The organism is Burkholderia sp. Nafp2/4-1b (assembly GCF_003635165.1).
GTDB lineage: Bacteria > Pseudomonadota > Gammaproteobacteria > Burkholderiales > Burkholderiaceae > Burkholderia.
The window spans coordinates 467,957-480,680 of the sequence record NZ_ML058597.1 but is presented as its reverse complement, the minus strand read 5'-3'; the positions used below and the strand labels follow the sequence as shown (position 1 = coordinate 480,680).

The 12,724-nt window shown below is 68.6% G+C and carries 11 protein-coding genes; 8 read left to right on the top strand and 3 right to left on the bottom strand.

What is annotated here, in order from left to right; genetic code table 11:
• Positions 1-237: 237 nt before the first annotated feature.
• Entirely contained in the window at positions 238-447 is a 210-nt protein-coding gene (locus tag C7H84_RS02270; protein WP_121857213.1) for a hypothetical protein, read from the bottom strand.
• A gap of 527 nt (positions 448-974) precedes the next feature.
• On the opposite strand from C7H84_RS02270, the gene C7H84_RS02265 reads away from it, so the two are divergent.
• Together C7H84_RS02265 and C7H84_RS02260 are read left to right on the top strand one after the other, a co-directional pair.
• The gene (locus C7H84_RS02265) at positions 975-1,829 is read left to right on the top strand and encodes a helix-turn-helix domain-containing protein (RefSeq protein WP_121857212.1); all 855 of its coding nucleotides are present in this window, start codon (positions 975-977) and stop codon (positions 1,827-1,829) included.
• A 145-nt stretch (positions 1,830-1,974) separates the two neighbouring features.
• On the top strand, positions 1,975-3,642 hold the full coding sequence (locus C7H84_RS02260) for an ATP-dependent helicase (RefSeq protein WP_121857211.1): 1,668 nt from the start codon (positions 1,975-1,977) through the stop codon (positions 3,640-3,642).
• 77 nt (positions 3,643-3,719) lie between these two features.
• Here C7H84_RS02260 and C7H84_RS02255 read toward each other — a convergent pair whose 3' ends face one another.
• Positions 3,720-5,279 carry a methyl-accepting chemotaxis protein gene (locus C7H84_RS02255; protein WP_162999189.1) on the bottom strand — a complete coding sequence of 520 codons (1,560 nt, stop codon included), beginning with the start codon at positions 5,277-5,279 and terminating at the stop codon, positions 3,720-3,722.
• A gap of 229 nt (positions 5,280-5,508) precedes the next feature.
• Here C7H84_RS02255 and C7H84_RS02250 point away from each other — a divergent pair, with 229 nt between their 5' ends.
• Positions 5,509-7,023 (top strand): MDR family MFS transporter, encoded by a 1,515-nt coding sequence (locus tag C7H84_RS02250; protein WP_121857210.1) that lies wholly within the window; start codon positions 5,509-5,511, stop codon positions 7,021-7,023.
• 262 nt (positions 7,024-7,285) lie between these two features.
• Here C7H84_RS02250 and C7H84_RS02245 read toward each other — a convergent pair whose 3' ends face one another.
• Complete coding sequence (locus tag C7H84_RS02245) at positions 7,286-8,284, bottom strand: quinone oxidoreductase (RefSeq protein WP_121857209.1); 999 nt, start codon at positions 8,282-8,284, stop codon at positions 7,286-7,288.
• 126 nt (positions 8,285-8,410) lie between these two features.
• Between C7H84_RS02245 and C7H84_RS02240 the strand changes: the two genes are divergently transcribed.
• The 5 genes from C7H84_RS02240 (at position 8,411) to C7H84_RS02220 (ending at position 12,644) form a co-directional block, all read left to right on the top strand.
• Positions 8,411-9,325, top strand: coding sequence for a LysR family transcriptional regulator (locus tag C7H84_RS02240; RefSeq protein ID WP_121857208.1), 915 nt, complete (start codon positions 8,411-8,413; stop codon positions 9,323-9,325).
• Positions 9,326-9,426: 101 nt separating this feature from the next.
• Complete coding sequence (locus C7H84_RS02235) at positions 9,427-9,987, top strand: GNAT family N-acetyltransferase (protein ID WP_121857207.1); 561 nt, start codon at positions 9,427-9,429, stop codon at positions 9,985-9,987.
• Positions 9,988-9,996: 9 nt separating this feature from the next.
• Positions 9,997-10,836: a MerR family transcriptional regulator gene (locus C7H84_RS02230; protein ID WP_121857206.1), complete on the top strand. Its 840-nt coding sequence runs from the start codon at positions 9,997-9,999 to the stop codon at positions 10,834-10,836.
• 123 nt (positions 10,837-10,959) lie between these two features.
• Positions 10,960-11,940 carry a sulfonate ABC transporter substrate-binding protein gene (locus tag C7H84_RS02225; RefSeq protein ID WP_121857205.1) on the top strand — a complete coding sequence of 327 codons (981 nt, stop codon included), beginning with the start codon at positions 10,960-10,962 and terminating at the stop codon, positions 11,938-11,940.
• A 290-nt stretch (positions 11,941-12,230) separates the two neighbouring features.
• Positions 12,231-12,644: a VOC family protein gene (locus tag C7H84_RS02220; protein WP_121857204.1), complete on the top strand. Its 414-nt coding sequence runs from the start codon at positions 12,231-12,233 to the stop codon at positions 12,642-12,644.
• Positions 12,645-12,724 lie beyond the last annotated feature (80 nt).

Below are 12,724 nucleotides of genomic sequence, written 5' to 3'. Positions count from 1 at the left end.
CGATTGCGGTTCGTTTTCCGCAGATCACATGCGTGTTCGGGCACGGCACACCGGTCCGGCGCAACGAGGCAAACGCGCAACGCAGCGACGGCGAGATGGCGCGCGCCACCCCGCCGCACCTTGGGCGTCCTTCATGTTTTTCGCTTTGGACGAGGGCGGCCGTTCGGCGCCCCAGGGCTCACGCTGCCTGCACCGGCCGGTCGAACCGACACCCGTGTTGCACGGGCAAACGATGCGCTACGCGTAGCGGCTCAGCCACTCTTCGGAGAATTTTTGCGCATAGGCGACGGCTTCGGCTTCGGTATCGAATTCGCCCAGCTTGCGGAATGCCGCCTCGCGGCTGAAACCCAGCTTCGTGACCTCGACCTGGGCGGCGTACTTGCCGTCCTCCGTCACGCGCGGCTCGCAGTTCATCTCGTACCCGCGCATCACAAATTTCTTCTGCATCGCTTCAATGCTTTTTTGAGACGGCGCAATCGTAGCATGCGGCCCTGTCGCGTTCACCCGGCGCCATAGTGCCTGGCCCCCCGGCCAATTAGAGTGAGCCACCAAACCATCCGCATATAAGATGCGGAGCGGTCCGGCACGACGCGCGGGCTCCTGTAAAAATTTGTCGCAGGCGACGCCGCCCCATCCCACACTCTGGGCATGAATGTGCGCTGCCGTGGTGCACGCAGCGGCCGCCCGACGCGATTACACGCGATCGCGCGGGCAATGATGTCCCGGCCTCGGGCGATCCGCGCCCGAAGGTTGAGAACGGGCCAGCGGCGCGCGGCGCCCGACCCGGCCCCAACGTAACGTCGTGACACACCTTTCACAGAAACGCACCTTTCGCGACATGGAATGACACCTGTTTTGCGGTAAAGTTATCTTTTCCGCGCGTGGCCGGTCGGCTCGCCACCGGACGTCGTCAAGACTGTCCGTCGAGACTGCCGCAAGGCGTCGTTCTGAACGTCACGATCCGTTCCCGTAGCATGACCACTGAAGCAATCACCACGGATTCCCTCGCGGTTGCCGAGCGCGTGCGCGAGCTGATGAGCCGTAACGGCATCGGCAAGCGCCAGCAGACCACCGAGCTGTGCCGCATCCTCGACCTGAGCTTTTCGCAGGGCCACCGCAAACTGCGTGGCAGCAGCCCCTGGACGCTCGCGCAGATCAAGAAAGTCGCCGAAGCGTACGGCGAGCCCGCCGCTCAACTGTTCGGCGCGCAGACGCTCGACCCCGGCATGGTCGGCGCCTATTCGCAGGAAGCCGTCCTGTACGCCGGCGTCGCGGAAATTCCGTGCACCGCCTGGATCGGCGCGCCGCTCGAAGCCGGCGCACGTCCCGAGTTCGTCGCGTACGAACAGAACGGCCGCTGGCGCGTGCTGCGCCATACCGGCGTGCTGTATCAGAACGCGTACGACGTCCACAAGATCGAGATCTATCCGCGCCGCGCGGAGAGCGACAAGCTCGTCGTCGCGGTGATCGATCCCGATCGCGTCAGCGCGACCGAGCTGTGCCGCTATCTCGAACGGCAGGGTTTCGCGACGGCCGCGTTCGACGGCCTCACACAGTTCGTCGACGCGCTGCAGGGCCAGGCGTTCGACGCGGTCGTCACCGAATGGCTGTTCGACGACAGCACGGCCGCCACCGCGATCAAGGCGGTGCGCACGTCGGACAATCCGGGCGCGCCGATCTTCGTGCTGACGGGCGACCTGCTCACCGGCCGCGCGAGCGAGGCGGACATCAGCGAGGTAATCCGCGCGTTCGACGTCGTCTGCTACGAAAAACCCGCGCGCATGGCGATCCTCAGCGCCGATCTCGCGAAGCGGCTTGCGCGCGGTTAAGCGCGGATAATCCGGTCAAGCGCGGGTAATTCCCGCACGCATCGCTCTCCGCATGGCCGCCCCCCGCGCGGCGCGGCGGTCGTGAACAGGTTCGTCAGTACAATAGCCGCACCCTGTTCATGACCGGCATCCGCCGCCCGACTTCATGGCCCGCCTCATTCCCGACGACTGGAAAAGCCTCGCCGCCACCGGCGCGGCCGAACGCGAGCGCGAGACGCTCGCCGCGCTCGAACACGCGCTGCCGGACAGCTACACCGTCTATCACGGCGTGCACTGGACGCGCGCCGACCAAGGCTTTTCGGTGTTCGGCGAAGCGGCGTTCGTCGTCGTGAACGCGGCCGGCCGCGTGCTGCTGATCGAGCAGAAGGCCGGCTTCCTGCGCGAGACGCCGAAGGGGCTCGTGAAGGTCTATCTGCAGAAGGAGCGCAACGTGCCGATCCAGCTCGCGCGCACGCAGGAGACGCTGCACCGGCGGCTGACCGCCGCGCTTGGCGCGGGCGTCTACGGCGTCGACGCGCTGCTGTACTGCCCCGACTATGCGATCCGCGACACAGCGATCGCGGGCGTCGCGGCCGAGCGCATCGTCGACGCGTCGCGCAAGGCGCAACTCGCGCAGGTGATCCAGCAGATCCTGCCCGAGCACGACGAACCGTTGCCGAACGCCGCGAAGCTGCATCATTTCCTCGCGGACGAACTGGCGCTCACGCCCGATACGAGCGCGCTCGTCGGGCAGGCCGGCACGCTCGTCACGCGGCTGTCGGGCGGGCTCGCCGCGTGGGCGCGCCAGCTGGAGTTCACGCCGTTCCGCTTGCGCGTGACGGGCACCGCGGGGTCCGGCAAGACGCAGCTCGCGGTGCAGGCGATGCGCGATGCGGTCGCGGCCGGCAAGCGCGTGCTGTACGTGTGCTTCAACCGGCCGCTCGCCGACTACATCGCGCGCATCGCGCCGCCCGGCGCAAAGATCGCGAACTACCACCAGCTGTGCGACTGGGTGGCCCGCGACGGCGGCTATACGCCCGACTTCGACGCGCCCGGCGCGTTCGAGCGGCTCGAGGCGCGCTTCGCTGAAGCGCCGGTGCCGGAACGCTGGCGCTTCGACGTGCTGATCGTCGACGAAGGGCAGGATTTCCACGCGCCGTGGGCGGCGGCGCTGGAGCGCCTGCTGGCACCGGACGGCGCATGGTGGTGGCTCGAAGATCCGCTGCAGAACCTCTACCTGCGCGAGCCCGTCTCGCTGCCCGGCTGGGTCACGCTGAAGGCGCTGACGAACTATCGCAGCCCGCGCGACCTGCTCGAATTCGTGCGCGACGTCGTGGGCCGCGTCGAGCCGCTCGCGGCAGAACTGCGCTCGGGCAGCCCGTTCGACGGTTCCGATCCGTCGGTGTCGTCATACGGAGAAGACGGCGCATCGGACGACGCGCTCGCCGAAGCGTGCATCGACGCGACCAAGCGCGCGATCACGCACGCGCTGTCGCTCGGTTTTCGCAAGCAGGACATCGCGGTGCTGTCGTATCGCGGCCGCGAAAGCTCGGCGCTCGCGCGGCTCGACCAGCTCGGCCCGCACCGGGTCAAGCGCTTCACCGGCAAGTACGACCTGTTCGGCAACCCTGAATATCGGGAAGGCGACGTGCTGCTCGATTCGATCTACCGGTTCAAGGGGCAATCGGCGCCGTGCGTGATCCTCACCGAAGTCGACTTCGACACGCTCGATGCGCGCGCGGCCCGCAAGCTGTTCGTCGGCGCGACGCGCGCGACGATGAAGCTGCTGCTCGTCGCGTCGGCGCGCGCGGCCGCGCAGCTCGGAGCGGGCTGACGCGGCGCTTGGCCGTCGGTGGACGGCGAGCGGCAGTGACGAAGCGGCACTGACCGCCCGCCCGCTGCCCCCGAACGTCACGCGACGCGGAACGCGCCAACCGTCCGGCGCAGCCCGTCGGCCTGCTCCTCGAGCGACGCGGCGGCCGCCGCCGCCTGCTCGACCAGCGCCGCATTCTGCTGCGCCACCTGATCCATCTGCGACACCGCGCGGTTCACCTGCTCGATCCCGTCGCGCTGCTCGTTCGATGCAGCGGCGATCTCGGTCATGATGCCCGTCACGCGGCCGATCGCCTGCTGGATGTCCTGCATCGTCGTACCGGCCACGCCGACGAGTCGCGACCCGGTCGCGACGCGCTCGACCGACTCGCCGATCAGCGTGCGGATTTCCTTCGCGGCCGATGCCGAACGCTGCGCGAGCGTGCGCACCTCGCCCGCCACCACCGCGAAACCGCGGCCCTGCTCGCCCGCGCGCGCGGCTTCGACCGCCGCATTCAGCGCAAGGATGTTGGTCTGGAACGCGATGCCCTCGATCGTGCCGATGATGTCGGCCACCTTCTGCGAACTCTGGTCGATTTCGTTCATCGTGCCGACCACCTCGCCGACGACCGTCGCGCCGCGCATCGCGATCTCGCTCGCGGTGTCCGCACACGCCTGCGCCTCGACCGCGTTGTCGGCATTCTGCTTCACGGTCGCCGTCAGCTGTTCCATGCTCGCGGCCGTCTGCTGCAGCGCGGACGCCTGTTCCTCCGTGCGCTGCGACAGATCCGTGTTGCCGGCCGCGATCTGGTGCGTCGCGGTCGAGATCGCTTCCGAGCCCTGGCTGACCTGCCGCACCGTATCGGCGAGGCTGCGCTGCATGCCCGTCACGCCGTTGACCAGCTCGGCCATCTCGTCGCGCGACGACCAGCGCAATTCCGACGTCAGGTCGCCGTCCGACAGGCGGCGGAAATGCGACAGCAGCCGGTTCACCGGTTGCGTGATTGCGAAATGCAGGCCGACCGCGCAGCCGAGACACGCGGCCAGACCGAACGCGATGCCGGCGATCGCGCCCGCGCGCATCCAGCCGTAATAGGTCTGCGCGGTGTCGTACACGTCCTTGCCGCGCGCGGCCTGATATGCATCGAGCGCGTCGGTCGCCTGCGTGAGCGCGACCGACAGCGGCGGCGCGACCGTCATCAGCAGCCGGTCGGCGTCGTCGCGACGCCCCGCGCGAATCGCGTCGATCAGCGGCTTCAGCGCCTGTCCGATCAACGCCTGGCGTGCCGCATCGAGTCGGGTCGCGAGCGCGCCTTCGTCGCCGTCGTGCGGCATCGCCGCGTAGGTACGCCATGCGGTGTCGGCCTTCGCGAGATAGCCCTCGGCCTTCTTGACGAGATCGGGCACCTCCGGCGCTTCCGGGTGCAGCAGCGCGCGGTCGAGCGTCGTGCGCACGATCGTCAGGTTCAGGCTGGCGGCGGACAGCGCGGTCTTCGCGGCCAGCTGGCGCGTATAGGCCTCGTCGAGCGCACGATTCGAGCTCTGCATGCCGGTGAGGCCGATCAGGCCCGACACGACGAGCAGCACGGCGACGAGACCGAGCGTGGAGAAAATCCGCGTACGGATCGAGAAACGGGAAAACAGGGCGTTCAGGTTCATGACGGCACGTGAGCGAGGAAAGGTGCCGCGGCAGTCGGTGCGCGGCCCTCTTTATTACGGTTTCCCTGCAGGAAACTTGAGGCCGTTCCTCTCTCGGGCTGATCGCGGTCAATTTTTCCGGCCGGCAATCTCCTGTTACCGCTGCAACAATTCGAGGCTCGGCAGAAATTGACCAGTCAATTAATTATCACTATATTTCGGACCATTCCCTGCCATGGCAGATATTTCGATGAGAACCGATACCCTTGTTGCTCCACCGGCCGCCGACGCGGCCCGCCGCGACGCGCCGACCGGCTTGATCGTCGCCGCGCTGCTGCTCGTCATGCTGCTGTCCGCGCTCGACCAGACGATCGTGTCGACCGCGCTGCCGACCATCGTCGGCGAACTGGGCGGCCTCGACCAGCTGTCGTGGGTCGTCACCGCGTACCTGCTGTCGTCGACCGTCGTGCTGCCGCTGTACGGCAAGCTCGGCGACCTGTACGGCCGCAAGATCGTGCTGCAGGTCGCGATCGTGCTGTTTCTCGCCGGCTCCGCGCTGTGCGGCGTCGCGCAGGACATGACGCAGCTGATCGTGCTGCGTGCACTGCAAGGGCTCGGCGGCGGCGGCTTGATGGTCGTCACGATGGCCGCGATCGGCGACCTCGTGCCGCCCGAGCGCCGCGCGCGTTATCAAGGGATGTTCGGCGGCGTGTATGGGCTCGCGACGATCGTCGGGCCGCTGCTCGGCGGCTTCCTGGTCGAACACCTGTCGTGGCGCTGGATCTTCACGATCAACCTGCCGCTCGGCCTGCTCGCGCTCGCGGTGATCGGCATCGCTTTCCGTCCGCACACCGCGCACGTGAAGCACCGGATCGACTACATGGGTGCCGCGTTCCTCGCGACGGCCCTCACCTGCGTGATCCTGTTCACGAGCGAAGGCGGGTCGCTGCTGCCGTGGTCGTCGCCGCAGCTGTGGATGACGCTCGTGCTCGGCGTGGTCGCGCTCGGCGGCTTCATCTACGAAGAGCGGCTCGCGGCCGAGCCGATCATGCCGCTCGACCTGTTCCGCCAGCGCACCTTCGTGCTGATGAGCCTGATCGGCTTCGTGGTCGGCATCGCGCTGTTCGGTTCGGTCACGTTCATCCCGCTCTACCTGCAGGTCGTTAAAGGCTCGACGCCGTCGCAGGCCGGGATGCAGTTGCTGCCGATGATGGGCGGGATGCTCGCGATGTCGGTCGCGAGCGGCCGGCTGATCTCGCGGCTCGGCACGTATCGGCCGTTTCCGATCGCGGGGACGCTGATCGGCGGCATCGCGATGGCGCTGCTGTCGACGCTGTCGCTCGACACGCCGCTGCACACGATGTACGCGTACATGGCGCTGCTCGGGATCGGGCTCGGGATGGTGATGCCGGTACTGACGCTCGCGGTGCAGAACACGGTCGAATTCCGGCACATGGGGGTCGCGACGTCGGGCGCGACGCTGTTCCGCTCGATCGGCGGCTCGCTCGGCGTCGCCGCGTTCGGTGCGCTGTTCTCGCACGGGCTGCAGTCGCGGATCGTACAGGCGCTGCCGGCCGGCACGGAACTGCCGCCCGCGCTCGGGCCGGCCGCCGTGCACCAGTTGCCGGATGCGGTGCGCGATGCGTATCTGCATGCGTTTGCCGGGTCGCTGCACGTGGTGTATCTCGCGGCGGCCGGTGTGATCGCGATCGCATTCGTGCTCGCGTGGTTCGTCCAGGGTGTGCCGCTGCGCAAGCACAACTAATGCATGTCCGGATGCGTGCCCGGTGTCGTCCCGGGCATGCTCGCACCAACGACCCGGTCGCGGCCCCGTCCAGATACCGGCTCCACGGCGCACGACCACGCGCTGCTGTCCTGCTGTCCTGCTGTCCTGCTGTCCTGCTGACTTGCTGACTTGCTGACTTGCTGACCTGTCGGCCGGCGGCAGCACCACACCGCCACCGGCCCGCGGTTCGACGCCGCGCGGCGAGCGTCCCCACTCCTTGCCGCCGCTGCGCGCGCAGCCGTCACGGCACCAGCACCACGCCTCCCGTCGTCTGCCGCGACTCCAGCAACCGATGCGCGTCGGCCGCCTGTTCGAGCGGCAGCCGCGCGCCGATCTCCACGTGCATCCCGCCCGCCATCCGGTCGAGCGTCGCGCGCGCCGCTTCCCGATATCCGGCCACGTCACGCGCGATGAAGCCGAGCACGCTCGGCCGCGCCAGCGCGATCGAGCGGGCCGGCCCGAGTTCGTCGAGGTCGATCGTCTGCCGGGCGCCGATCGCGGCCACCTGCCCGATGCTCGCGACCATCCCGAACGGCCGGATCGCACCGAGCGTGCGCGTCAGCACGTCGCCGCCGATCCCTTCGATCGCATAGTCGACACCCGCGCCGCCGCCGAACGCGCGCGCCGCCGCGACGAAATCCTCCTCCCGATAATCGACCACGGCTTCCGCGCCATGCGCGCGCACCAGCGCCGCCTTCGCGGCCGAGCCGACCGTGCCGATGACCCGCGCGCCGAGCGCGCGCGCCCACTGCGTCGCCAGCAATCCGACGCCGCCGGCCGCCGCATGCACGAGCACGGTGTCGCCTGCGCCGACCTGCCGCACGCGGTGCAGCAGCATGTAGACGGTGATCCCTTTCAGCAGCCCGGCGGCGGCCGCGTCGTCGCTGACGCCGTCCGGCACCGGCACCACGCGTTCGGCAGGCAGCGTGCGCATGCTCGCGTAGCTGCCGGTCGGCAACCCCGCGTACGCCACCCGCTGCCCCGGGGCGAGCGCCGTGACGCCGGCCCCGACCGCGTCGACCACGCCGACCGCCTCGACACCGAGCGCGTCCGGCAGCGCCGGCAATGGATGCGCGCCGGTGCGGAAATAGATGTCGACGAAATTCACGCCGACGGCCGTCTGGCGAATCCGCACCTCGCCCGCGCCGGGCGGCGCGACGGGCGCATCGATGCGGCGCAGCACGCCGGCATCGCCGTAGCGGTCGATCCCGATCCGGGTGGCGGTGGCAGTTTGAGTCATGACGTTCCTCGCAATCGAATTGACGTGACACGATCATCCCATCGTGCATAATCGATCGGAATTCCCGCTGCGCGCCCATCCACTGTGCAAAATTCGACCGAACCTGCCCCCGCTTCCGCGTTGCCGATGAGCTGGGACGACCTTCGCTATTTCCTCGCGGTGATGCGCGGCGGCAGCCTGTCGGCCGCTGCGCGGGCGCTGCAGGTCCAGCATTCGACCGTCGCGCGGCGCATCGACGCGCTGGAAACCGCGCTCGGCATCCGGCTGTTCGACCGGCTGCCGCGCGGCTGGCCGCCGACCGACGAAGGGTTGCATCTCGCCGATCATGCGGGCCGCGTCGAAGCCGACGTGCACGCGTTCGCGCGCGCCGCGCAGGGTGCCGCGGCGCTCGACGGCGTCGTGCGCGTGTCGGCGTCGCCGGTGTTCGCGAGCCACTTCCTGGCGCCACGGCTTGCCCGCGCGCAGCGCGCGTGGCCCGCGCTGCGGATCGACCTGATGGGCGAGATGCACGCGGCCAACCTGTACGCGCGCGAAGCCGACCTCGCGGTGCGCCTGTCGCGGCCGAGCGAGCCAGGGCTGGCCGCGCGCCGGCTCGGCACGATGCGCTTCGCGCTGTGCGCGTCGCCCGACTGGGCCGCCGCGCCGCCCGATACGTGGGCGTTTCTCGGCTACGACGACGCGCTCGCGCAAATGCCGCAGCAGCAGTGGCTCGAACGTTTCGCGGCCGGGCGCCGCTTCGCGTTCATCGCCAACGACCTGGCAGCACTGCATCGCGCATGCGCGGCTGGAGCGGGGATTGCACTGCTGCCGCGCTTTCTCGTCGACGAACCTGCCACGCACGTGCGCACCGACACGTCGGCTTCGGTCGAGCCGTCGTTGCCGGCCTCCACCGCGATCGTCGAACTGACGTCCGTGCCGCGTTGCGATGTCGAGCGCGAGATCTGGCTCGTCGTCCATCCCGACGTGCGTCGGTCGCCGCGCGTGCAGCGCGTCGCGGATGCGATCGCCGACGCGGTGCGCGACGCGGACGGACACCTGTAAGACTGCTGGGGAGACCGCAGGCGCGCGCGCTGCGGCCAACGCCTTTACCGCACCGCCCGGCGGCCGGCATAGTAGCGTTTTCGTCCGCCCGCTTCGCCACCATGCCCGCTGCTCCTGCCTGCGTCGTCCGCGACGCGACCGATGCCGATCTCGACGCCATTCATGCGATCTACGCGCACCATGTACGCCACAGCGTCGCTTCGTTCGAGGAAACGCCGCCCGGCGTCGACGAACTGCGCGCGCGCCGTGCCGCGGTCCTGCGCGACGGGCTGCCGTATCTCGTCGCCGAGTGCGACGGCCGCGTGGCCGGGTACGCGTATGCGACGCCGTATCGCACGCGCAGCGCGTATCGCCACACGGTCGAGGATTCGATCTACATCGACGATGCGCAGCGCGGCCGCGGCATCGGCCGCGCGCTGCTCGCGGCGCTGATCGCACGGTGCGAGGCCGGCCCGTGGCGGCAGATGATCGCGGTGATCGCAGACGGCGGCACCGGCGGTTCGACGTCGCTGCACAGCGCGTTCGGATTCGAACCGGCAGGGATGCTGAAAGCGGTCGGTTTCAAGCACGGCCGCTGGATCGATACCGCACTGATGCAGCGCGCGCTCGGCGACGGCGCACGCACGCTCCCCGCGTCGCCCGAGCCTGTCGCGTCGCGCTAGAATGGCCGCATGTCAAAACAGACTCGAACCATGCCCGACGAGGCCGCGGCGGAATCCCGCAACGAGTACACGGTCGATGAGCTCGCGCGCGTGTCCGACACGACCGTGCGCAACGTCCGTGCGTACCAGGATCGCGGGCTGCTGGCGCCGCCCGAGAAGCGCGGGCGCGTCGGCATCTACGACGACACGCACGTCGCCCGCCTGAAGCTGATCAATCACCTGCTCGCGCGCGGCTACACGCTGTCGAACATCCAGGACCTGATCAAGGCGATCGACGAAGGTCATGACCTGCGCTCGATCCTCGGTCTCGAAACCGCGATCGGCGGCCGCTGGTCGCACGAACTGCCGAAGACCTATTCGCTCGCCGCGCTCGCGCAGATGTTCGGCCCGCAGACGGCGTCGCAACTGTCGCGCGTGACCGAGCTCGGGCTGCTCGAGCGGCGCGGCCTGTCGTTCGTCGCGAAAAGCCCCGCGCTGCTCGAAGCGGCAGCCGCGATGACGAAGGAAGGCATCCCGCCGCGCGAGCTGCTCGACGTGATCAGCGCCGCGCGACCGCACTTCGACGCGATCGCGCGGCTGCTCGTCGATCTCGTCGTGAAGCGGCTCGACCGTTACGACGAAGGCTCGCTGCCGCCGGTGACCGACGTGCCCGCGCTCGTCGATGCGATCTGGCGCCTGCGCCCGCTCGCGGCCGTGTTCGTCGAAGGCGAGACGAACCGCGCGCTCGAGAATGCGGCCAGCGCGTATCTGGGCGGCCGCGTCGCGACGATCCTCGACAAGAAGCTCAGCGACGAAGCGGCGCGGCAGGCCGCTACCCCCGATACACCCGGCAGCGGCGACAAACGATAGGGTCGCGGCCGTCATATTCATATCGGCAATGCTTCGTTTGCGGGCTCCAGCGCCCATGCGACGATTCTTCCAACCGAGCGGCGTCGGCCGCTCTCCGAAGACATTTCGCATGGAGTCCGTTCGATGATTCGTTTCGCCCGCTGGATCACCCGCACCGCCGCGACGGCGCTCGTCGCCGTCGCCGCCACATCGGCCTTCGCACAGGGCAGCGCGGACAAGCTCGTCCGCATCGGCTACCAGAAAGCCGGCCTGCTGGCGGTCGTCAAGACACAAGGCGCGCTGGAGGCGCGGCTCAAGCCGCTCGGCTACGACGTTCAGTGGTTCGAATTCCCGGCGGGCCCGCAACTGCTCGAGGCGCTGAACGCGAACAGCATCGACTTCGGCTACACGGGCGCGCCGCCGCCGGTGTTCGCGCAGGCGGCCGGCGTACGCTTCGTGTACGTCGCCGCGGAACCGCCGTCGCCGCACAACGAAGCCATCTTCGTGAAGGCCGATTCGCCGGTCCGCTCGCTCTCCGACCTGCGCGGCAAGAAGGTCGCGCTGCAGAAGGGCTCGAGCGCCAACTACCTGCTGCTCGAAGCGCTGAAGAAAGCAGGGGTGCGCTACGACGAGATCCGTCCTGTCTACCTGCCGCCCGCGGACGCACGCGCCGCGTTCGAAAGCGGCAACGTCGACGCGTGGGCCGTCTGGGATCCGTATTACGCGGCCGCCCAGAATTCGCTGAAGATCCGCACGCTGTCCGACTACACGGGCCTCACGCCCGCGAACAACTTCTACGAGGCGACGCGAACGTTCGCGGAGCAACACGCCGACGTGGTCGGCACGATCCTGAAGCAATTGCGCGAAACCGGCCTGTGGGTCAACGGGCATCCGGCCGAGACGGCCGCGCTGATCGCGCCGAAGGTCGGCCTGCCGCAGCCGCTCGTGGAAACGTGGATCAAACGTGTGCCGTTCGGCGCGGTGCCGATCGATGACAAGATCGTCGCGGTTCAGCAAGGCGTGGCCGATGCGTTCTACGCCGCGAAGCTGATTCCGCAGAAGCTGAGCGTGGCGGACAATGCGTGGACCGACAAGAGTGTGGCGGGCGCGCTGGCGGCGAAGTAACGCGCGCGGTCTCACTACTCGTTCGAAAAGGCCGACGGGCGCCCTGCTCGTCGGCCTTCTTCGTTCTTGCGGGGATTGCAGGAAGCGTGAAACGATACGGTCGGCGTTCGGCCCGAAGGTGCGCCCGCTGTCCACAGCGTCGACGCGATCATGCGAAGCGCGCTGCGGGCCTTCCCCTGCAAGCGGCTCGCTGAAAAAATTTTGCGGCGCTTGTCGATTCTGTCGGGTCCCGGCCGTCGTTGTCGATAGTGGCGGCAATCGTGCCGCCGCGACACGCAAAGGACAAAACGATGAGCAAGAAGATCTTCGTCAACCTGCCGGTGACCGACCTGAAGCGTTCGAAGGCGTTCTACGAGGCAGTCGGGGCCGTCAACAATCCTGCATTCAGCGACGATACCGCAGCCTGCATGGTGTTCTCCGATACGATCTTCGCGATGCTTCTCACGCACGACAAGTGGCGCCAGTTCACCAGCAAGCCGATCGTCGACGCGCATGCGGACGCGCAGGTACTGCTGTGCCTGTCGGCCGAAAGCCGCGACGAGGTATCGAGTCTGGTCGACAGCGCGCGCAGTGCCGGCGGCCACGCGGACCCGACGCCCGTACAGGACTTCGGCTTCATGTACGGCCGCAGCTTCGAGGATCCGGACGGACACATCTGGGAAGTGATGTGGATGGATCCCAACGCCGTCCCGCCGCACAACTGAGCGCCCCTTCGCCGCGCGGGCGTCGCGCCAGCCAGGCGCGACGTCGCAATGGGGAACGTCGGGCGATGGCGTGTATCCGC

What these genes read in the sequence shown, in the direction of transcription:
- C7H84_RS02270 (WP_121857213.1), bottom strand. Translation starts at nt 447, where the DNA reads ATGCAGAAGAAATTTGTGATGCGCGGGTACGAGATGAACTGCGAGCCG.
- C7H84_RS02265 (WP_121857212.1), top strand. Translation starts at nt 975, where the DNA reads ATGACCACTGAAGCAATCACCACGGATTCCCTCGCGGTTGCCGAGCGC.
- C7H84_RS02260 (WP_121857211.1), top strand. Translation starts at nt 1,975, where the DNA reads ATGGCCCGCCTCATTCCCGACGACTGGAAAAGCCTCGCCGCCACCGGC.
- C7H84_RS02255 (WP_162999189.1), bottom strand. Translation starts at nt 5,279, where the DNA reads ATGAACCTGAACGCCCTGTTTTCCCGTTTCTCGATCCGTACGCGGATT.
- C7H84_RS02250 (WP_121857210.1), top strand. Translation starts at nt 5,509, where the DNA reads ATGAGAACCGATACCCTTGTTGCTCCACCGGCCGCCGACGCGGCCCGC.
- C7H84_RS02245 (WP_121857209.1), bottom strand. Translation starts at nt 8,284, where the DNA reads ATGACTCAAACTGCCACCGCCACCCGGATCGGGATCGACCGCTACGGC.
- C7H84_RS02240 (WP_121857208.1), top strand. Translation starts at nt 8,411, where the DNA reads ATGAGCTGGGACGACCTTCGCTATTTCCTCGCGGTGATGCGCGGCGGC.
- C7H84_RS02235 (WP_121857207.1), top strand. Translation starts at nt 9,427, where the DNA reads ATGCCCGCTGCTCCTGCCTGCGTCGTCCGCGACGCGACCGATGCCGAT.
- C7H84_RS02230 (WP_121857206.1), top strand. Translation starts at nt 9,997, where the DNA reads ATGTCAAAACAGACTCGAACCATGCCCGACGAGGCCGCGGCGGAATCC.
- C7H84_RS02225 (WP_121857205.1), top strand. Translation starts at nt 10,960, where the DNA reads ATGATTCGTTTCGCCCGCTGGATCACCCGCACCGCCGCGACGGCGCTC.
- C7H84_RS02220 (WP_121857204.1), top strand. Translation starts at nt 12,231, where the DNA reads ATGAGCAAGAAGATCTTCGTCAACCTGCCGGTGACCGACCTGAAGCGT.